Source organism: Arthrobacter pascens (genome assembly GCF_017052465.1).
Classification (GTDB): domain Bacteria; phylum Actinomycetota; class Actinomycetes; order Actinomycetales; family Micrococcaceae; genus Arthrobacter; species Arthrobacter pascens.
On record NZ_JAFHKT010000109.1, the window covers coordinates 13,869 to 34,207 of the forward strand.

At 64.4% G+C, this 20,339-nt stretch carries 18 protein-coding genes and 2 pseudogenes; 10 read left to right on the top strand and 10 right to left on the bottom strand.

What is annotated here, in order from left to right; all coding sequences use genetic code 11:
• Positions 1-126 precede the first annotated feature (126 nt).
• The 5 genes from JYA52_RS03345 to JYA52_RS03365 are packed head-to-tail and all read right to left on the bottom strand — an operon-like array spanning position 127 to position 4,558.
• Positions 127-1,122: a Gfo/Idh/MocA family protein gene (locus tag JYA52_RS03345; protein WP_205651730.1), complete on the bottom strand. Its 996-nt coding sequence runs from the start codon at positions 1,120-1,122 to the stop codon at positions 127-129.
• Positions 1,119-2,021 (bottom strand): sugar phosphate isomerase/epimerase family protein, encoded by a 903-nt coding sequence (locus JYA52_RS03350; RefSeq protein WP_205651731.1) that lies wholly within the window; start codon positions 2,019-2,021, stop codon positions 1,119-1,121. Before JYA52_RS03350 ends, JYA52_RS03345 begins: the two co-directional genes overlap by 4 nt.
• Positions 2,018-2,593, bottom strand: coding sequence for a VOC family protein (locus JYA52_RS03355; RefSeq protein ID WP_205651732.1), 576 nt, complete (start codon positions 2,591-2,593; stop codon positions 2,018-2,020). The genes JYA52_RS03350 and JYA52_RS03355 overlap by 4 nt, the downstream gene beginning before the upstream one ends.
• Complete coding sequence (locus JYA52_RS03360) at positions 2,590-3,585, bottom strand: LacI family DNA-binding transcriptional regulator (RefSeq protein WP_205651733.1); 996 nt, start codon at positions 3,583-3,585, stop codon at positions 2,590-2,592. The genes JYA52_RS03355 and JYA52_RS03360 overlap by 4 nt, the downstream gene beginning before the upstream one ends.
• Complete coding sequence (locus JYA52_RS03365) at positions 3,578-4,558, bottom strand: Gfo/Idh/MocA family protein (protein ID WP_205651734.1); 981 nt, start codon at positions 4,556-4,558, stop codon at positions 3,578-3,580. The genes JYA52_RS03360 and JYA52_RS03365 overlap by 8 nt, the downstream gene beginning before the upstream one ends.
• Positions 4,559-4,735: 177 nt before the next feature.
• Here JYA52_RS03365 and JYA52_RS03370 point away from each other — a divergent pair, with 177 nt between their 5' ends.
• The 3 genes from JYA52_RS03370 (at position 4,736) to JYA52_RS03380 (ending at position 7,953) form a co-directional block, all read left to right on the top strand.
• Positions 4,736-5,383: a bifunctional 4-hydroxy-2-oxoglutarate aldolase/2-dehydro-3-deoxy-phosphogluconate aldolase gene (locus JYA52_RS03370; RefSeq protein WP_205651735.1), complete on the top strand. Its 648-nt coding sequence runs from the start codon at positions 4,736-4,738 to the stop codon at positions 5,381-5,383.
• A complete protein-coding gene (locus tag JYA52_RS03375) occupies positions 5,380-5,928 on the top strand; it encodes a P-loop nucleotide/nucleoside kinase family protein (RefSeq protein WP_205651736.1) in 549 nt (182 codons plus the stop codon). Before JYA52_RS03370 ends, JYA52_RS03375 begins: the two co-directional genes overlap by 4 nt.
• 603 nt (positions 5,929-6,531) lie before the next feature.
• Complete coding sequence (locus JYA52_RS03380; protein ID WP_205651737.1) at positions 6,532-7,953, top strand: MFS transporter; 1,422 nt, start codon at positions 6,532-6,534, stop codon at positions 7,951-7,953.
• 116 nt (positions 7,954-8,069) lie between these two features.
• Here the strand turns inward: JYA52_RS03380 and JYA52_RS03385 are convergent, their stop codons facing one another.
• Positions 8,070-8,348: a dihydrofolate reductase family protein gene (locus tag JYA52_RS03385; RefSeq protein WP_307869298.1), complete on the bottom strand. Its 279-nt coding sequence runs from the start codon at positions 8,346-8,348 to the stop codon at positions 8,070-8,072.
• A gap of 10 nt (positions 8,349-8,358) precedes the next feature.
• Here JYA52_RS03385 and JYA52_RS22360 point away from each other — a divergent pair, with 10 nt between their 5' ends.
• The 6 genes and pseudogenes from JYA52_RS22360 to JYA52_RS03410 all read left to right on the top strand — a co-directional run bounded on the left by JYA52_RS22360 (position 8,359) and on the right by JYA52_RS03410 (position 15,460).
• Positions 8,359-8,601, top strand: coding sequence for a hypothetical protein (locus tag JYA52_RS22360; protein WP_240459922.1), 243 nt, complete (start codon positions 8,359-8,361; stop codon positions 8,599-8,601).
• 38 nt (positions 8,602-8,639) lie between these two features.
• Positions 8,640-9,710: pseudogene (locus tag JYA52_RS03390) on the top strand (ATP-dependent DNA ligase); the annotation flags it as partial.
• Positions 9,711-9,817: 107 nt separating this feature from the next.
• Positions 9,818-11,290 (top strand): tyrosine-type recombinase/integrase, encoded by a 1,473-nt coding sequence (locus tag JYA52_RS03395; RefSeq protein ID WP_205651738.1) that lies wholly within the window; start codon positions 9,818-9,820, stop codon positions 11,288-11,290.
• Positions 11,287-13,020 carry a hypothetical protein gene (locus JYA52_RS03400; protein WP_205651739.1) on the top strand — a complete coding sequence of 578 codons (1,734 nt, stop codon included), beginning with the start codon at positions 11,287-11,289 and terminating at the stop codon, positions 13,018-13,020. The genes JYA52_RS03395 and JYA52_RS03400 overlap by 4 nt, the downstream gene beginning before the upstream one ends.
• Entirely contained in the window at positions 13,017-15,062 is a 2,046-nt protein-coding gene (locus tag JYA52_RS03405) for a site-specific integrase (RefSeq protein ID WP_205651740.1), read from the top strand. Before JYA52_RS03400 ends, JYA52_RS03405 begins: the two co-directional genes overlap by 4 nt.
• The gene (locus tag JYA52_RS03410) at positions 15,059-15,460 is read left to right on the top strand and encodes a hypothetical protein (RefSeq protein WP_205651741.1); all 402 of its coding nucleotides are present in this window, start codon (positions 15,059-15,061) and stop codon (positions 15,458-15,460) included. Before JYA52_RS03405 ends, JYA52_RS03410 begins: the two co-directional genes overlap by 4 nt.
• Before the next feature lie 514 nt (positions 15,461-15,974).
• On the opposite strand, the gene JYA52_RS03415 is transcribed toward JYA52_RS03410, so the two are convergent.
• Entirely contained in the window at positions 15,975-16,661 is a 687-nt protein-coding gene (locus JYA52_RS03415) for an RHS repeat-associated core domain-containing protein (protein ID WP_205651742.1), read from the bottom strand.
• Between the two features lie 662 nt (positions 16,662-17,323).
• Here JYA52_RS03415 and JYA52_RS03420 point away from each other — a divergent pair.
• A pseudogene (locus tag JYA52_RS03420) lies at positions 17,324-17,449 on the top strand (IS21-like element helper ATPase IstB); the annotation flags it as partial.
• Between the two features lie 23 nt (positions 17,450-17,472).
• On the opposite strand, the gene JYA52_RS03425 reads toward JYA52_RS03420, so the two are convergent.
• The 3 genes from JYA52_RS03425 to JYA52_RS03435 are packed head-to-tail and all read right to left on the bottom strand — an operon-like array spanning position 17,473 to position 20,271.
• Positions 17,473-17,703: a hypothetical protein gene (locus JYA52_RS03425; RefSeq protein WP_205651743.1), complete on the bottom strand. Its 231-nt coding sequence runs from the start codon at positions 17,701-17,703 to the stop codon at positions 17,473-17,475.
• Positions 17,704-17,705: 2 nt separating this feature from the next.
• Positions 17,706-17,942 (bottom strand): hypothetical protein, encoded by a 237-nt coding sequence (locus JYA52_RS03430; protein ID WP_205651744.1) that lies wholly within the window; start codon positions 17,940-17,942, stop codon positions 17,706-17,708.
• A gap of 16 nt (positions 17,943-17,958) precedes the next feature.
• Positions 17,959-20,271 carry an RHS repeat-associated core domain-containing protein gene (locus JYA52_RS03435; protein WP_205651745.1) on the bottom strand — a complete coding sequence of 771 codons (2,313 nt, stop codon included), beginning with the start codon at positions 20,269-20,271 and terminating at the stop codon, positions 17,959-17,961.
• Between the last annotated feature and the right edge of the window lie 68 nt (positions 20,272-20,339).

The window sequence follows — 20,339 nt, forward strand, 5'->3', positions numbered from 1 at the left end:
GTGTGCCATCGCTCCGGGCGCGGCTGCTTCAGTGGGTGTCGCTCCCTGCCCTGACCTGCTGCTGCCCTGTCGAAGCCCGGGTTGTCTGCCATCCCCGGTCCAGTGTGGAGCACGTGCCCGTGCTGATTAGCTGTTGCCGCTCGTGGCGTGGCTTGCCCATTGCCGGCCTTCTTGTTCTTCTGCGGGCAGTCCGGAAGCGGCGAGGATCCGGTCGAGCAGCCGCTGGGTGTGGACAGCTTCGCGGCCGGAGGTGAGCGGCTCTGCCCTGTCCGCGACCCGGTCCAGGAAGTGGTGGACGGCCGCCGAGAACCCAAGTGTTTCGGTGGCAGTCGCCCAGCCGTAAGCCTCCGCGCTCAGCTCCCGTGACGTGGTGACTCCCCTGACAGTGGTCGACACTGTTTCGGGTGCGCGAACCTCCACGGTCTTACCGTCACCGTAGGCGTCCAGTTTCTCATTCCAGGCACCAGCTGTCCGGGCAGCCATGAGCACTCCGGTGTTGCCGGTGCTGAAACGGATCAGGGCTGCGACGCCGTCTTCTTCCCAAGGGTCATCACCGGCGGCGTGTGCGGCCACGTCCACGGGTTCGCCGCCGCAGTACCAGCGGAGCAGGTCGACCATGTGAATGGCGTTCTCGAACGTTGCGCGGTACTCCGATCCGGGGCGGTTCTTTTGCGCGACGCAGAAGGTAGCGCCTTTCGTGCCGAACAGCTCACGGCCGGCGGTGTAGACGGGTGCATAGCGGCGGTTGAAGTCGACCATCAGGATGCGGCCGCGCTCGTCGGCCAGGTCCGCCAAACGTTCTGCCTCCTCGGTGGCCGGGGCCAGGGGCTTTTCGCAGAACACGTCGACGTCATTGTTAAGGCACAGTTGGACAGCGTGGGCGTGTTCGGACCGGGGCGTGAGGACGAAGACGGCGTCCAGATCCCGAGCATCCAGCATGTCCTCCACCGACCGGTAGGCGGCGCCGAAACCCCAGCGCCGGACCAGGCTGCCCGGGTCCTCGCGGCGGGACACCAGGGCTGCCAACTCGACATCATCGCGCTGGACGAGTGTGGGCAGTTGGGCGATGGTGGCGATATTGCCTGCGCCGATGACGCCGACGCGGAGGCGCTGCCCGTTCATCGGGCGTTCTCCATTTCAGCGAGATCAGCGAGCATTCCGCGCAGTGCGGCCGCGGATTCCCGGAATCCGTCCTCGGGGGTCGGGAGGTCTTGCGGGTGCCAGCGGTACTCGTACTCGATGCTCAGCAGGTCATCGTAGCCGTGGCGCAGCAGCGCCGCGAGGATCTGGGGCCAGGGAAGGACGCCGGTGCCGATGACACGTGATCGGACGGCGCGCTCGGACGCGTCGACGCGGGCAGTTTCCGTGGCGCGGAAGGCCGCGTTGGGATCGGTGAACACGAGGTCCTTCACGTGCACGTGACCGATCAGGTCACCTTGAACGGCAAAGGCCTCCTCGAACGTCTCGTCGTGGGTGAAGGTGAGGTTGGCCTGGTCGTAGAGCACACGGACGGCCGGGTGGGCAACCTCCTGCACGAGGGCGGCGGTTTCTGCCGCGGTCTGGGTCATGGTGCCGAAGTGGTTCTCCACGCACAGCCGCACGCCGGCCTGTTCCGCCTCGGGTGCCAGGGTCTGCAGGGCCTCCCGCAGTTTCGCCCATCGCCTGGCATGATCGGAGTCGCCCGGATGCCAGGACCCCGCGTACACGCGCACCCGGTCGGCGCCTAGCATATGGGCGGCCTCAATTGCGCCGCGGAATTCGTCGACTCCCCCGCGCCACTCACTCTCGTCCAGGGCATTGATGGCTGTGGTGTAGGGCGTGAGGCCGATAATGGGCAGACCCTCACCCTCCGCCGCCTTCAGTGCCTCCAGGGCGGCGCGCCGGTCCCCCTGAGGCAGACCTGAGGTGTAGCCGTCCTGGTAGATGACTTCGGCGGCATCGAGTCCTGCGGCCCGAAAAAGTTTCAGTGCCTGAGGGACCGTGTGGTCCGGAGTGCCTAGTGTGTGACCTGCAAGCCTCATTGTTGATTGTCCTTCCTGAAGATGTCTTGTGTGGCTGTCCAGTCCGCTGGACCGACGAGCCGGGGTGGGGATGCGACGCGGGATCGGTCGACGATTTCCATCAGCAGCCCCCAGGGGGTTATGAAGTAGGTCCAGCGGTTGCCGGCCACGCGCGGACTGTCGCCGGCGACTTCCTTGCGCTCCCCGAGCACGCGGACTCCCGGGGTTTCCTGCAGCACCGCGAGCGCTTCGTCAACGTCGTCCACAACGAAGCACAGGTGGTGCCCGCCCGCGTCGCAGTGCCGCGGCGGGGTTTCCCGCCGCTCAGCGCTGCTCCATTCGAACAGCTCGATGTTCAGGTTCGGGGGCAGGCGGAGCATGGCGAGGGTGAGCCGGGCATCGGCAGGGACATCGAAGTTGGTGGGCATGAATTCTTCGTCGGGTCCGCGGTCGGAGCGGTACAGCTCCTCGGCGCCGAGCACCTCGACGAAGAACCTGATGGCGTCCTCGAGGTTCGGAACTGTCAGGCCGACGTGGTCGGTGTGCCGCAACCCGGGCAGCCGCCGAAGGGTTCCTTCGTTGGCCCCGTTCATTTGCGCGGTCCAGAGGTGGAGGCGCGCACCAGAAGTTCAGGTTCCAGAACGACGTGGTCCACCGAGCCGTTCAGGTTCTGCTTTTCTGCCAGTTCGATTGCGATGTTTCCCATGTCTGCGATGGGCTGCCGCACCGTGGTCAGGGGCGGGTTGAACCGGGCCCCCAGAGCGAGCCCGTCGAAGCCCATGACCGATACGTCCTCCGGTACGCGGATGCCGCTTTGGCCCAGGGCCGAGACCACGGCGAAGGCGACCATGTCATTGGCGGCGATAATCGCGGTCGGTGGATTCTCCATCTCCAGGTAGTGTTTGGCCGCGCGTGCCCCTGCGTCCGGATCGGAGCCGCTGTCGAGCACAAGGGGCGTGCTGTTGCCTTCCGACGACAGCTCCAGATAGGCGTCCATCCGGTCCTGGGCGGTGTGGGTTCCGGAGATACCGGAAACGTAGCCGATCGAGGTGTGCCCCAAGGAACGCAGGTGTTCCAGAGCGAGCGTTATTCCGCGGCGGCTGTCGACGGTGACCGTTGGAACCGAGGCGTCGTCTTCCACGCGGTCGATAACCACCACCTTGTGGCCGAAATCGAAGCGTTTCAGGGCGTCGGTGTCGACCTTCGTCGAGGGCGCGACGATGCCGAAGGGCGCGTACATGGCCTGCATCGCGGTGAAGTACCCCTCCGTCTTGGCAGGGTCTCCGTTCGTGACGCAGAGCAGCAGCTGGTATCCGCGGTCATCGGCCGCCTGGGTCATGGTCTTGGCAAGTTCGGCAAAGAACGGGTTGGTAATGTCAGGCACGATCAGCGGGACGAAGGTGCTGGTCTTTCGGCGCAGCGCCTGGGCGAGTGGACTCATCGTGTAACCGAGCCCCTCGGCGACGCGGAGGATGTGTTCGCGGGTTTCGCTTTTCACCGCTTCCGGCCGGGAGAATGCCCGGGAAACCGTGGACCGGTGCACGCCGGCCGCCTTCGCAACAACATCGATACTCAGGTCAGCCATTTTCTTCTCCTCCATGATGGTCGTCATACGCCTGCCAAATTGGGCGCATCACATCTTCGAGCTCGGCGAGCGTCGGTAACCCCCGGAATCCATCTTCCAGCGTCTGCGCGACACGGCGTACAAACGGATCATAGAGAGGGTCACTGTCCACGTCGATCACGGCGGACTCCGTCGTCCCGTCCAACGCGGTGAACGTGGCAGAACCGTCGGAGTCAACGGAGGCGAATCCCGCCTCGCCTGCCGACGTGTAACTGCAGTACCGCTTCAACGGCGAACCCGGGAAGGCGTAGCCCACCTCCACGATGGCTTCACATCCGCTAGGGGTGGTGACGATGAGGCTGGCATGGTCCTCAACGGCCCCGCCGTGCAGGGCCGACGAGAGCCGCGAGTGGACACTCACCGCAGACTCGTCACAGGCCTGCAGGAACAGGTCCACGAAATGCGGCCCCAGGTTCGCCAGGCACCCTCCCCCTGCAGTGGCAGGGTCCAGCATCCAGGGATTGCCGTTATCCAGGTAACGCAAGGGCGGTCCGGCGATGAAGGAGATCCTCTGGTATGCGGGCCGACCAGCCTTGGCCAGCCACCGGTCGGCGGGGCCACCCCGCTGAATGAGCGGAACCGTTGCGGCCACGCCGGCCGCGTCCGCAGCCTTCCGCACCTGCGCAAGTTCCGCCAGGGACGTTCCCAGCGGCTTCTCCACCACGAACGGAATGCCACGCTCGATCAGGGCCAGACACTTTTCCGTCATTCCATTGTGCGGGCCGAAGACATAGGCGAGCCCCACCTCCGGCAGATCGAGCAGCATCCGCCAGTCCGCCTCAACGGGAGCGCCCCAAGCCTTCGCCAGTCCCTGGACGAGCGGCACGTTGTCGTCACTGATGCCGACGACCTGGTGTTCTTCGCCGATTGCCCGGGCGTACAGCGGAACGTGCCAGTGTGAAGCACCAAGAATGATCGTGCGTGTTTTGCTCACCCTGCCAGCTCCTTTGCTAAGTATGAAATCTTGCTGTCCGCTCAGTTTGAGATCGATTGCTGAGATCGGTTGCAATAACAGTATGGATGGTGGGAGAGTTTGTCAACGACACTTCAACAGCGGCCCAGGGACGCCCCGCAACAAGGGAAACTGCCTGGGCCAGAAGAAAGGCCAGCAATGCATAAAAAACTTCGCACCCTGAAGACCATTGACCAGTCCGGGGCCGTCCTGATCGTGCGCTTGGAAAGCGCAGAGCTTGCAGAACAGGTGGCCGAAGCGGCAATCGCCGGAGGTTTTCGGGCCCTTGAAATCACGCTCTCGATCCCGGGTGCCGTGGACGTAATCCGCCAACTCTCTGCCAAGCACGGGCCCAACGGAGTCGCGATCGGAGCCGGAACGGTTCTGGACGAGCACTCAGCCTACGAGTGCATCCGAGCCGGCGCTGACTTCCTGGTCAGCCCCCAGCTGAACCCGGCGATGATCCGGACAGCCAACCGGTACCAGGTTCCGACCATCAGCGGCGCATACACGCCGACGGAACTTGTTGAGTCCGCCGAAGCCGGCGCTGACATCCTCAAGCTCTTCCCCACCGAAGCCGGCGGCATCCCCTACGCGAAGTCGGTCCTCGCCCCGCTGGCACACCTGCCGATCATGCCGGCAGGCGGCGTCACTCCCGGGAACGTCGCCGAATGGTTCGCTGCCGGCGTCACCTGCGTCGGCGTCGGCAGCGCCGTGACAAAAGCCTGGCAACCCGACGGCGACTTCTCCCGCGTCACCGAGGCCGCCAGGGAATTTCTCTCAGCAGTGGCAGAGGCCCGCCAATGACAGCCCCCAACGTCTTCATTGTCATCGGCCCTGCCGGATCCGGAAAGACAACCATTGCCCAGCAAACAGCAAAGGAGCACAATGCCGCGTACCTGGACAAGGACCGGATATGCGGCCGCCTTGTCGAGTTCGCATTGGAGGCAACGGGGCATGACCCCGCCGACCGGGAATCCAACACCTTCTACCGGGAAAATCTGCTGCCCTTGGAGTACCAGACACTCATGGATGTCGCAGGAGTGAACTTGCGGCTGGGACGATCGGTCGTACTCGACGCACCTTTCGGCGCGTACTTCGCCGTACCGGACTACCTGGCGCGCGCCGCAGAAGAGTTCCACTGGCCCCCCTCGCAGACCACGGTGGTGCGGGTACAAGTCTCCCAGGACGTTCTCCGAGAACGACTTATTCGAAGGGGCCTGGAAAGAGATCGGTGGAAACTTGCGCATTGGGACGAGTACTGGGCGGCGCACGGCAGCCTGGACTGCGCCTGGTCCGAGGTCCATTTCCTTGATATCAACAACGAGAAGCCCCTGCCAGCTGAGGGATAACGGCTCAAGGCACGTTCCACGCGTTCCTGCCCGGTCGCTGACCTCCCCCGGCCCAGCAGAGGTCGAGTAATCGGCAAGCTTCCGACGGCGTCGCGCACCTTGGCCTCGGAGGGTCGGGGCCGGTTACCGCATTACCTCGACCCAACCCGGAGCGTCACCTCTTTGACGCAATAGCCTTTGCCGCTAAGCACCAGAGGCAGCCCCTGACATCGAACGACACCCGGGCCGCCACCGCGGGCTCTGCCAAGGCCCCCCGCCCAGCCCGGTCCGCGTCGGGCCGTCGAACAAGGGCGGCCGCAGCTCCTCCTATCAGCCACTGACGCAAGATCGGGACCCCCGTTTCCGAACCAAAAAAATTCGTTGACAGACCCCGCCTTCCTACGTATCGTTGCTTGCAACCGATCTCAGCAACCGATCTCAGCGACGTGGTCACTGCAATCGATCTCATTACTACCGGGCAGCCGCATCGGCCTCCCCGGAGTTTGCCGTTAGCAATACCTTCGAGCGAGGTACAGGCGGGCAAGACCGGGCCACCACGTCGTTGCGGTTGTCCCAAATATTCCAATACCCCTCCCCAGCAAACGTGAAAATATGGAGAGTTCAATGAAGACCTCAAAAGAAGCCTTCGGCAGCAAAGACCCTTCGGAGCTTCCCGAAGTGTCCGAGCGCCCGCGCCGCAACATCAACATGGTGGCAGGCACGATCGGCCACTTCGTGGAATGGTACGACTGGTACATCTACGGGCTGCTGGCAGCGGTGTTCTCGTCACAGATTTTCCCCAGCGAGTCCCCGTTCGCATCCCTGGTCGCAGCACTGCTCACTTACGCGGTCGGGTTTGTTGTACGCCCACTGAGCGGAATCATCATCTCTCCCCTGGCCGACCGCTACGGCCGGCGGCTCATCCTGACGCTCTCCATCTCCGGGATGGCGCTCGGCGCTCTGATCATCGGCCTCACACCTCCATTTGCGACGATCGGCTTCGCAGCACCAGTTCTCTTTCTGGTTGCACGCATCCTCCAGGGAATCTCGGCCGGCACTGAGCAACAGAGCGCCATCGCGTTCATGGTCGAACACGCTCCCGCGAACCGGAGGGGCCTGTTCGGCTCTTTCTCCAACATGGCCAGCGGGCTCGCGACCCTCGCAGCGACCGGCGCCGCGGCCATGGTGACATCATCCTTTGCTCCAGACGACCTCGCCGCCTGGGGCTGGCGCATCCCGTTCCTCGTGGGCGGCGTCCTCGGCGTCGTCGGCCTCATCCTGCGGGCCCGCGCAGACGAGACCCCTGAGTTTGAGGCAACGGCCCTCGTCGATCACAAGTCCGCCTGGGCGCGCCTAATGGACCTGCTCCGCGAACACCCGAAGGCTCTGCTGCAGGCAGCGGCGCTCTCTGCCCCGGCCGTGGCCTACTACACCTGGGCCACTTTCCTCCCCACCTACGCCAAGCTGACCACCGGCCGGGACCTGTCCTCCACCCTGGCCGGGAGCGTTATCGGGCTGGCCTTGCTCGTCGTCATCGTGCCGGTCTGCGGCGCGCTCTCGGATCGACTAGGCCGACGCAAGATCTTCCCCATCATCGGTGCCATCGGCATGATCGTGCTCTTCTACCCCTTGCTCCTGCTGCTGAACCAGCCGGGCTTCGGCGTATACGTTCTGGTATCGGCATCCGGATGGGTGGTACTCGGTATCTGGCAGGCCGTCTACCCGACCATTCAGGCCGAACTGTTTCCAGCAGCAGTCCGGGTATCAGGCATCGGTTTCGCCCATCAGATCGTCATCGCCGTCTTCGGCGGCACCGCACCACTGATCGCCGCCGCATTCGTCGGCGCCGGACAACCCATGTACGTCGCGGTCTACATGATCGCCATTGTCGCCCTCAGTCTCGTCGTCTACTTCACGCTCCCGGAGACTGGCAGCCGGGGCGGGCGGGCGACCGTAGCTCCGGCCGACCCCGAGGTACTGGAGGGGGAGCACCTGCTCTCCGAGGCTGCACCGGGCGGGATCCAGGCGAAGGGCTCCGGGTCCTAGGCGTCCTTCTCGTACTCTCGTGACCATGTAACGCCCCGCACTTCGGGGATCGCCCTCGACCGAAGCCCGGTCGAGGGCGACCCCATGTCCAGCCAGGGCCAGCAATGGGCTGGTAATCAAGCCGTCAACGGGCGTGGTGATAGACGCGATAAGGCGGGGACGGTCCCGGCGTCGAAGATGCGCTTGCCCTGCCCGAGCGTGATCGGATAGAGCCAGAGGTGGAGGCGGTCGGGCACGTCCGTCGCCAGTATCGACCGGATGAGGATGCCGCCGCCGAACCTGTGCACCTCGTCTAACTCTTCACGGAGCCGGCCCACGGCCTCTGCATTTGGCAGCACCTTGGTGCCCGCCCACGCCGGAGCCACCCGTGAATTGGAGACGACGAACTTGGGCACCCGGTTAAGCGTGCCGCCGATCTCGTCGGACTGGTGCGGCCAGTTTGTCGTAGGTCTTCCGGCCGAGGAGCAGGGCGTCGATGCGGCCAATCTCCTCGCCGATGGCAGCGCCGGCCTCGTCATCGGACACCGGCGCCTGCCAGCCACCGAAGGAAAATCCGTCCGCGGTATCTTCGCTGCCGCCCGGTGCCTGGTAGACGCCGTCGGGGTGACGAACAGGTTGGCGATGATGATTGCCACGCGCAGGGCCTAATCGCGGTCCATAGCCAGCGGCCGTGACAGACTGATGCCATGCTGCTCGACGTGCTCGTGAGGACATTGGAAGCCGTCGCGGCCACCCGCTCCCGGCTCGGCAAGGTCAACGAACTTGCAGACCTGCTGCTCCGGCTCGACCCCGCGGACATCCCGACGGCGGTCGGCCTGCTCACCGCTAAGCCTCGCCAAGGCCGAGTCGGGATCGGCTGGAGCGGCATGAGGGCGGCCAGGGGCGAGTCCGCTCCTGAGCCGAATCTCACTATTGCCCACCTCGACGCTGCGTTGGACCGGCTGCAGGCAACCGCAGGCGCTGGCTCGACCGTGGAACGCGCCGCCACCCTTCGGACTCTGATGGAGGAAGCCACCGAACGAGAGCAGGCCTTCATCGCCGGCGTGCTGCTCGGAGAACTTCGTACCGGTGCACTCGAAGGCGTACTGACGGATGCGGTCGCCCGCGCCGCCGGCCGGCCGGTCGAGGCCGTACGCCGCGCAGCGATGCTCTCCGGCGATCTCGGCTGGGCCGCCCTGCTGGCGATCACAGGCACCGCGGCCCAGCTTGACGCTGTGGGCCTCGTCGTCGGGCGTCCCGTGCAGCCCATGCTCGCCGCAACCGCGGCCAGTGTCAGCGAGGCGCTGGAAGCGACGGGGGAAGCGTCGGTGGAATACAAGCTCGACGGCGCACGCATCCAGGTTCACCGTGCCGGCGACGACGTGCGCATCTACACCCGCACCCTGGCCGAAGTGACCCATCGGCTGCCTGAGGTTGTGGAGGTGGTGCGCGGACTGCCCGTGCGCGATGTGATCCTCGACGGCGAGACTCTAGCCCTAGACGAGGACGGCGGCCCCCGGCCGTTCCAGGAGACCATGTCACGGTTCGGGGCGAACGCGGCGCGCACCACGCCGCTGCATCCGTGGTTTTTCGACGTGCTGCACATCGACGGGCGTGACCTGCTCGACGAGCCGCTGTCCACGCGCATCGGCGTGCTCGAGCGCATCGCCCCCGGCTACCGCATCCCGGGGAAAATCACTGTGGATGCGGCTGTTGCCGAGAGCGTGTCGCGCGATGCGCTGGCCGCCGGCCATGAGGGTGTGGTCATCAATTCCCTGTTGAATTAGCGTGTTGATGCGGTTCAAGAGGGGTGTGAGTGGTGCGAGGATGGCGTATTTTCTGGGTGCCGGCGGGGCGGTCTGTCGAGTCGAAGCGATTGCCGGTCTTGGGCGGTTGGGATGGCCTGGCGGAGGACGAGGAGCGGGCGGGTGTCCGTCCTGGGACGCCGATCCTGCTGTCGCCGGACTGCCAGATCGATGGACGATTGGCCCGTTTCCTGGTCCGTTCGTCCTTCGCCCGGCTGGAGCAGGAGACGAAGCGGAACTATGCGACGGACTATTGCGTCTTCTTCGACTTCCTGTGGCATCGAGACAAGAACTGGGATGAGGCAGACCCCGATGACCTATGGGACTTCGAGGACTGGCGCACGAGGTCGCTGAGCAACCCACGGCGGGTCGGCGGTGCCCGCTGGAATCGAGGCCTCGCGGCGTTGGGCCGCCTGTACTCGTGGGCGGTCAAGCAGGGATACGTGTCCGCGAGCCCGATTGAAACACGGGAGGCGATCGGGCGGCACGGGCAGGCGGTGGAGGTGCCTGCCGCCCGGGCCAAGGATGCGAGGTCCAGTGATGTGCGCTGGCTGACGCCCAGGATGTTCCGGCGTTGGGTGGATGTCGGCTTGCGCGGATTCTCCGCAAATGGTGTGCCGGCGGCGGCATGGGGCGGGCGGATGGAAGACCGGAATTCGGCTTTCGCCCACCTGCTTTTCTCATCGGGTCTGCGGCTGACCGAGGCCGCCTCGCTTCTCACTCTCGAGGTCCCGCAATCAGAGATGGGAGACCGACGGTATTATTCGGGCCGGCTGGCCCCGGTGGTGACGAAGTCAAAGCGTGCCCGCACTTTCTATATGGCAGCACCGGTGGTAGGCGAGATCGAGGCGTACAGCGATGCGGGCAGGGCAAGGGTGATCCGCCGTGCCCAGCGGCAGGGCCGGTATGACGTGCTGCCGCGGATGCGTCTGGTGACGTCGGTCTCCGGGCACCGGATGAAGGTCCTCCACTGGCGTGATCGCGACGGAATGCTCGGTGAGACGGCCCTGGCCCGGGCAAGCGTCGAGGAACGGGCGATTCTTTTCACTGAAGGACCCGAGGGGCCTGAACCCCTGTGGCTGTGGCTCAACGAGTCCGGTCTGCCGTTTCAACCGGCATCCTGGGAGGGCGTGTTCCGGACCGCCACGGAACGGTGCGCGAGGACACTGTCGGGAGAAAAGGGTGATGCTCCGTTCTGCACCCCGCACATGTGCCGGCATTCCTTCGCGCTCTACATGCTGGTCGCGCTCCACCACGCGATGGATGTCCGGCTTGGCCTGACACCGAAGGAGCGCCGTGATTTCCGCCTCCTCTACGGGGATCCGTGGCGGATGGTCCAGGACCTTCTCGGCCACGCGGACGTCGAAACCACCCGCCGGATCTATCTGGCCCCGGTCTCCGACCTCCAGCTCCACTCGCTGATCTCCTCGCCTGCGCCTGGTTCGGGGGCCCCGGAGGGCGGGGCGGCCGACGATGTCTCCTGGATTCTCGCCCGGCTCGCAGCCGAAACGGGCACGATCCAGGACCTGATTGACGAAGAGGCTGTCCTGTGAGCGGCCGAGGGCAGCGTGCTGCCCTGCCGCTGGAGCCCCACCACCGGCCGGTTCCGCGGCCCCATGATGGGCTGAAGGTCGAGCACCGCGACAGGAAGGGACGGGTGGGCACGTTCGACTTCGACGAAATCCCGGTGTGCCCGGAGCTGCAGCGCGCCTTTGCCCGGTGGTTCGCCGAGAAGTGTGCTCCGGGCGGCGGGTGGGACTCGCTCCCGTCAAGCAAGGCCATGTGGTTCCGCCTTACCGCATTCGGGCGCTTTTGCGCCGAACAGGACAATCCGCCCCAGCGCCTCGTCGACATCACACCGGCGTTGTGGAACAGGTGGCGGATGCGCCGACCGGAAGGCATCTACGGCTACTCACAGGTGATCGCACTGGGTGGCTTCCTCAGGAGACACGACGAGCTGAGCGAGGCTACGAGGTCCGCGATGGCCAAGCGGCTTCCCCTGGTCACGTCCACGGGACGGGCGTTGGCCCCGGACGAATTCGAGGAAGTGCGCGCCGCAGCCCGGCAGATGTTCCGCTCCGCCCACCTGAGAATCCGGGCCAACACAGAACATCTACGGCGATGGCGTGAGGGATCCTTCGAGCAGCAAAGCCCGGACTGGATCATCGGAGAGGCCCTGGACTCGCTCGCCCGCACCGGATATGTCCCCTACATGCTTCGCGAAAGCGGGACCAAACGTACTATTCACCGTTACGTCGCAGTCCTCGGTGGAGAGGCCCCGCAGTACACGTGGATGCGGCTATTTCTGAGCCGGTCCGAAGCGTATGCGCTGGCCGTATTGCTCGTGATGGAGTTCGGACTGAACGCGACCGTGGTGTCGGAAATGCGCACGCCGCGGGCCTTGCAGCACGGCGGATCCGGTGGCTTCCCCATCTACCGGTTGGAGCTGGAGAAGCGGCGGCGGGGAGCCGGCCGCCACTTCGAGACCCGGAATGTCCCGGACACCGGCGCCGACACACCAGGGCGGCTGATCTCGAAGGCTCTGGAGGCAACTTCTCACGCGCGGGCCTTTGTCACTGCCGCCGACAGCGCCCTGGACTTCCTGCTCATCTGGCGGAACTCCCTGCCGGGGCCCAGGAACGCGTCCGCCGTGACGCCATTCGGGATCGGCCTGACGAAGAACGCGGCCGACTCCTGGCTCCGGGAAACCGGCCTAACCGGCGCTCCCCTGCAAAGACTGCGGAAGACGGTCAATGTGCTGCACCGCAGGGAGCCCGGCCAGAACAGCCAAGACACCCACGACGCGGTCTATGTCCTCCCCGAACCCCAGGTGCAGCAGGCATCCGTCCCCATCGTCGCAGAAGGCGCCGAGAGCGCACTCGCCCACGCCCGGCACACCGTCCTGCGCGCTCAGCTTGCCGACGCGGCCCGCCCGGATTCCCAGGAGACCCCCACTGCCGCCTGCTGCGACTACAAGAGCAGTCCATTCAGCCCCCATGGAACGGGATGCCGGGCCTCGTTCCTGATGTGCACGGCGTGCCCGAACGCGCGGATACACCCGAAGCACCACCCACGCCTGGCATACCTGCACCGCTCGTTGGCCAGCTTGCGTTCGGTCCTGGGCGAAGAGACCTGGGCAGCGGACTGGGGCAACCCGTTCACGCGTCTGGAGGACCTCAAGCGCAGGCTCGGTGACCAGGTCTGGGCGACCGCCCTGGCCAGCGTGACCTCCACCGACAGAGCAACCATTGGCAGCCTTCTGGAAGGACAGTACGAACTGTGACCCTCGCAATCGAAGAGAGCGCTTCGCGCCCGGCACCGAATGCCCACGCCGTCCTGCCCGGTCTGGTCGAGGAGGGCTTCGCTGGCCCGGTCCCCCGATACGGGGACCCGTCATGGAGCCTGGAAGCACTGGCGCACGGCCCCGGCGTATCGCGCACGACGATCCACTGGAAGACTGTGCCCGCGGCATTCCGTGAGGAACTGCGGCACCTGACATGGCTGCTGATCAACACTTCGCTGCCCGCCAGCTTCCTGATCGGCAAACACCCCCGGTGGCGGACCACCGTATCGCCCCGACACGTATATCCCACTGTGGCGGCCTGGAGGGCATTCTGCCAATGGCTGGAAGAGAGGGGAAGCTCATCCCTCCGCGACTGCACTCCGCCCGACCTGCGAGCCTACGCACTCCACCTCGCAACGGACCGGCGAATGCCGCGCAACCCCGCCCAGAAAGTCCTCGCGGCCTTGACAAGGCTCTGGGCACTGGACTCCTCGAACCCCTTCCCGGTCGGCCTCTGCGAACCGCCATGGCTGACCGAGGGCGCCGATGATTTCCTTCCGGCAGGGTCTTCCACGGGCGAGAACTCGACAGAGCCAATCACCCCGGAAACCATGGGACCACTGCTGATCTGGGCCCTGCGCGTTGTCGTCGATTTCGCCGAAGACATCCTCACCGCCGTACAACGGAAGGAAGAGATCCTCGCCCAAAGCAAGCAGACCCCCAACACTCCAGAAGGCCAGGCCGCGCTCGAGGACTACCTGGGACGCGTCATCGCCGCCGGCGAATCGCCACCGAGCATGGCAGCCGGGAACAAGAGCGGACTCGCCGCGACGTACATCTCCTTCGTGACGGGGGCATCGATCCGTCAGGTCCACCATCAGGTAATCGCAGGGCGTTGGCGGGAACGGCTCTTGTCCGCCGATGGTCCCGCTCCCGTCTTCAGCGAGCTTTCCGGCATGGTCGATGGCCGCCCCTGGAAGAAATTCATCGACTACTCCGAGGCGGGCACCCTCAAGACCCACCTGACGACCGCGGCCTACATCGTGGTGTCGTACCTGACGGGAATGAGGCCCCGTGAAATCCAGGGACTCGAAAGGGGCTGCTGCCCGGAGCCGGAATCAGGGCGCTACCTGATCTACGGCCGCGTTTACAAGACGGCCGTCAACGAAGCCGGGAACCACGTCCCGCAGGGAATCATGCGCGACGTTCCATGGGTGGCGATCGAACCGGTGGTCCGGGCCATCCGCACAGTCGAGAGGATCAACCCCGACGGGTATCTGTTCGGCGGCCTGCCGCCCGACACCATGAATCTGCGCGTCGAGAAGTTCATCGCATGGGCTTCGGACCTAGCCAAGAGCCTGGACCGGCCTCACGAGATGATCCCTGAGGACAGGTACGGCTCGATCGGCGTCTCGCGGTTCCGCCGGACGCTGGCATGGCACATCGCCAGGCGCCCCGGCGGGCTCGTCGCCCTCGCCGTTCAATATGGCCACATGCGCACCGCCATGAGCGCCGGCTATGCGTCCCGGAGCCGGAACGGAATGCACGACCTGCTCGACCTGGAAACGGCTCTCGCCGCTGCCGACACCCTCGCGTCGCTCAACGAAGACCTCGCGAACGGGGCAGGCATCTCAGGCCCAGCGGCACGCAGGGCCATCAACGCCGCCCGGCACGCCCCCGAATTCGTGGGCACCATCGTCAACGCGAGACAGGCCCGTGCGCTCTTGGAGAACCCATCGCTGACCATCTACGAAAACCCGTCCGCGATGCTCATGTGCGTCTACAAACCAGACCGCGCCCTTTGCAACCGCATCACTGAACGCGAAGCACCGCGCCTTGACCGCTGCGTCCCATCCTGCGCGAACATCGCACGAACCGACTCTCACGCACACCTGATGCGACAAGAGGCCGAAACCCTGGAGAAGCAGGCTCCGAACGCCCCCGAGCCTCTCGGCCACCGGCTGGAAGCCCGGGCCAAGCGGCTCCGTCAGGAAGCCGACCAGCACGACCATTCCCGCATCATTCCCGAGGAGACCAAATGAGCCCCTCGCACGACGAACGCGCCCGCATCCAAACAGCCATGGAACGAATCCTCGGCGGAAAACCGGAAACCTCCAACGGGGCCCTGACCATCGTGGCCCTCGCCACAGAAGCAGGAGTCCCCAGAAACGCCCTCACCCAGCGACACATGGACCTCAAGAACCTCTTCTACGAGAAGGTTCGCGCGAGCGGCAGGACACCCGACAGTGAAAGACGCCTCCGTCGGGAAACAAACAGGCTAAAACGGTTGCGGGAGGAGGACAGAAAAGTGATCCAGCAACTGAAAGCAGACAACGAAGCCCTCATCGGAGCCCTCCACCTCGCACAACTCCAAAACGAAGAGCTCCGACTGCAACTGACAGAGCCCGGAGGCACGATCCACGCCATCGGCAGGAGTTGACGCAGAGACCCGAATGAGGAAGCGTCCCGCCATATATCTGCGTCTTCTACGGGGAGCAACGGCCCAACGGCTCTTGACTAGCTCGCCCGTGCTGGGACTGTTGTGGATTGCAGACAAATGATGCAGCCAGGGGTAGGTGGTCGGTGAAGTGTCCCTCACGGACAGTTCGCCGGGACTGGTTGGTGGTGTTGGCTCCGGCGTAGAGCTAGCGGTTGTCCTCCTGTTCGGAGAGTCAGGCTGGGTGGAGTAGCGGGGGGCGAACTTTATGAGGCCACGCCACTACTCTTCTTCGGCAGGGTCCTCGCCTTGCGTCGACCGCCTGCGATCACCTAACCATTTGTCCCGATATTCGTCAGTTTCCCGCGCTACACGGTTTCCGCTGAAGTAGGACCAGACCGCTATCAAGCTGACAGCTAAGGTACCAAGCACAGCGACAACAGCTTCGCCCGCACCAAACCAGATCCAGACGACGGCGCCAATGATCAATATGATGGAGCCGGCTACTGCGATGGTTTTACCGCCCAAAGTTTAGTCCCGCTATCTTGTCTAGGTAGAAGTCAGTTGCACCTCGTGCCGCTCCACTGATGGCTCCCGTTATCCCTCCTTGGAGAGCAGCGTCCGCAACCTGTTGGTTATTGCCTCCATCGATCCTTGCACCGACAGCCTTACCCGTCAGCCCACCGATGCCACCAGCTACCGCGGCGACTGCCACCGCTCCTAGCAATGTACATCCGCCGAGTGTCGCTGCACATACCGCCCCGAGGAAGACGCCCACCACCACACCCTGAATCCCGAATGAAACTGCTTCCCCGAGGAATGAGTATCCCGTGGGATCAGCAAAGTTGATGGGGTTGGCTCCGGCGTAGAGGTAGCGGTTGGCTTCCTGGCCGGAGGGGTCGGCTTGGTTGAAGCGGCCGAGGAGGGGGGCGTCGTAGCGGGCGCCGAATTTGGTGTAGCCGGTGGCGTCGTCCCGGTCGCCTCCGGCCAAACGGGCGATTTTCAGACCCGACACCAACGCTCCGAGACCTGTGGAGTCCAAGAAGTCGGCGCCGGCAAGATCCACGACAATGAGGGTTCGGCCTTCATTGCCTACGATCTGTGCCACCAGCTCGCGGAATCGGGGTGCAGCGACCATGTTCAGCTGCCCGCTTACACGTATTACCGCGCCGTCATAGCTCGTTGGTTCGACGTCGAACTGCATCTTCCTCAGCTTCTCCCTGCAGGCGGCCCCAGGCCCATTCCAAGCGGCCGAACCGCCATCCCAGACAATCCTCAAAGGGAGGACGGCCAGCTATTGGCTTCACCGGGAAAGCCTTGCGAAAGCCTGTGGAAGCCAGGAGCAAACTGCGAAGATCCTTGGAAAGTAGCAAACGAACAGGTTCATGGACTATCTACGGTTTCGAGTAACGGACGTTGTCAGGGGCCAGGCCGGAACTGTCCCCTGCCGACGTCACCCTGCCGGCCCTTTTAATATCGCAAAGCGAGTCCGCCTCCTGACACTGCAACGGGACGGCCAAGACTCGGAAGACGAGCTCTGGCGCCGCACTCGGTGCCCAGAAAACTAAGAACGGGACCAACCAGCGGATGTACTCGTGCAGGGCTGATGCAAGTGCCTCGGTATTGAGGAATCAGATGCGGCGGAAGAGTCTTCCTTCAGGTGTCCAAAGAAGTTCTCCAGAACGGCGTTGTCGTAGCAGTTGGCTTTGCGTGACATCGATTGGAGCGCTGGCGTTCGCTAAGAGTGTGCGCCAGGAGTTTGCTGATATTGGAATCGCTGGTCGGAGTGCACGAGGGGTTTCTGGCCGTTCCCCAGCATGGCTAAGGCGCCGCGCTTATATGGAACCGGACCGCGCGGCGCCGAGCTCCTTCACAGACCCACGTCTCTGCGCCGCGATAGTGGACCGGCTGACCTTCAACGGCACCATCATCGAAGCCGGTACCGAGTCCTACAGGCTCGCCCACAGCATCGCCCAACAGGCCGTCACCTAATCACGGTGGCAAGACCGGGTGGGTCACCCAACTGCGAAGTTGCCTAAGGCAATTGTGACGCCGATGAAGATCACTATAATTCCGAATATTGCCATTCCTACTGCCAAAAAACGCGTAAGGTGCTTCGATTTCAGCTCTCCCTTAAAGCCGCGCATTTGCTCCATCATTGAATGGGCGAACCGATTACGAGCCAGTACAATAAGGGTGCCAAAGATTATGACAATGCCGCCATTTATGAGGCTTTCGACATTCACGTCTATGATCCTGCTCCCCAGAAGAATTCGTAGACCAGCACCGCTGCTCCTCCGACAATCGCGAAACCGGCCAACAAATTTTTATAGAGCAACTTTCGACGCATGTAACGGTGAACATCCCCATCAGGGTGGCTCCGCAGATATGATCGGGCCGCCCACCCCTGCAGGAGGCGCCCCAGTACAAGCATGGCAAATCCGCCAACGAGCCAGCCTAAACCAACCAACGTTGCTTTAGACATCTGATCCTTTCTGTGGCTAGTAACTAGTAAACATAAGCGAACATCCACCTCCCAGCCCCACTGCTCCCCCTACGTAGGACCCGATTGGGTTCGGCAGCGCCACTCCAATTGTCTTGCCCGCAAAAGGAATATTTGAACACTCTGCTGCAATGGAATCAGCACCTCCCGCCTCGCCCAAGGGGCTGACGTCAATGCCAATGCTTGCCTCTCCCCTAAAACCCACGCCAGCCGTGCTTCCTACGTAGAAACCATTAGCGGCGTCCCAGCCGAAGGAGCCTCCTGCACACCCGAAAAAGCAAAGGGTCCAGCCGAGTTGGATGTAGAAGTACCCCGTGGGGTCGGTGTTGTTGGTGGGGTTGGCTGCGGTGTAGAGGTAGCGGTTTGCTTCCTGTGCGGAGGGGTCGGGTTGGTTGAACCGGCCGAGGAGGGGTGCGTAGTAGCGGGCACCGAATTTGGTATAGCCGGTGGCGTCGTCCCGGTAGCCGCCGGCGTACCGCCATGGGTTGGCCGCGGCCTGGGTACCGGTTTGTGTGGTGACGCCCCAGGAGTCGTAGGTGTAGGAAGCGACCACGGCCTGGGCGCTGTCGGTGAGGGCGATGACGGAGCCGAGCGCGTCGGTGGTGTAGTAGAAGCACGCACCGGCACTGTTGCGCATGCTGATGAGCGTACCGTCAGGGTCCCGGATAAACGAGGTGTCTGCGCCTGCGGTGGTTTGTTCGGTGATGCCGAGGGAGCCGTTGAGGAAGGACGTGGCTCCGGAGGTGAGGCGTTCGTCGTTGCTTTGCCCGGCGTAGGTGAAGTTGGTTGTCGTGCCCGAGGAGATGGAGGTCATCTGGTTGAAAACGCTCCAGGTGATGGTCGGGGTGCCGGCTTTGGTCGCGTTGCCGTTCCCGTCGAAGATGTATGTCGCCGCGCCCACGGGTGGGGCGGCGCATGTTCCGGCTAGTGCTCCGGTCCAGCAGAGTTGGTCGGCGGCATTGTAGGCGGAGTGGACCGTGGCGGTTCCGGTTTTGGCTGCGGTGAGGCGGTTGCCGTTGTTGTCATAGGTCCAGGATTCAGTGACGGCGCCGGTCACCGCTGAAAGCAGCCGGTGCATGGTGTCGTAGCCGTAAGTAGTGGTGGCGTTCGTCTCGGTGGTCATGGTCTTGCGCAGCACGCCGTCCCGGCCGGTGGCGGCGGTGACGTTGTAGGTGTAGGCCCGTTGGGCGAGGATGGTCGCGGCGGTGTTGGTTGCGGTGATGGAGGTGGGCCGGCCGGTGTGGTCGTAGAGGGTGGTGTTCTTCACCCCGTTCGGGTACTTGGTCTCGGTCCTGCGGTCGTTGTTGTCGTAGGTGAAGCCGGTGCATTTGGTGCTGTTCGGGAAGGCCGGGGTGGCGGGGCAGGATCCGCCGGGTTCGGCCAGGGCGGTCAGCCGGTCGGCGTCGTCGTAGCGGTAGTTCACGGTGCCGGTCGGGTCGGTGAAGCTGGTGACGTTCGACGCCGGATCGTAGGTCAGGGACGTGGTGGCGCCGCCGATGGTCTTGGACGTGGGCCGGTTCTGGCTGTCGTAGGTGTGGGTGGTGGTGCCGGAGCCGTCGACACGGGTCGTGAGGTTGCCGTTGGCGTCGTAGGTGTACGTCACGCAGGTCGCGGCGACGCAGGTGGCGCCGAAGCGGGTCTGCAGCAGCCGGTCGTTCCCGTCGTAGGCGTAGGTGGCGGTCTGGCCCTTGCCGTCGGTGCTGGTCGCGACGCGGCCGGCGGCGTCGAAGGTGTTCGTGATGGCCCCGAGCGGGGCCGGGCGGGTGATGGTGGCCGGGTAGCGGGCCGTGTTGTAGGTGATGGAGGTGGTGTTGCCTTTACCGTCGATGTTCTTGCACAGCTGACCGGGCAGGCCTCCGCAAGTGGTGGCCGCGGCATCGCCCTGGTACTGCTTCTTAGGGGTACCGCCGACGCCGTTGGGAGTGATGATCTCGTAGGGCAGGCCGAGGACGGTGTCGTAGGTGAATTGGGTGAGCTTGTTCTCGGCATCGGTCGTCGATTGCGGGTGGAATTCCAGCCACGCTTCGCCTGGGGTGGCTGTCGGGTAGGTGTGGGAGACTCTGGTCCCGGTTCCGGTCGCGCCCGCGACCGGGGCGGTGATGGTACTCAGCGTGTTGTTCGGGTTGTAGACCGCGGTGGTCGTCTTGCCCAGGCCGTTGACGTTGGTGAGTTGGTTGTCGTGGGTGTCGAATGTCTTGGATGCGACGTGCCCGAGCGGGTCGGTGATGGAAGTGATCTGCCGGGCCGCGTTGAACTCATACGTCGTCAATCGGCCGTCGGTGTCGGTCAGGGTCGAGGTGGTGGCGTCCACGGCGTTCAGGGTGTGGACCGTGGGGGCGGTACCGTCGGCCTGTTCGGCGATCTGCCCACCGGTGGTTT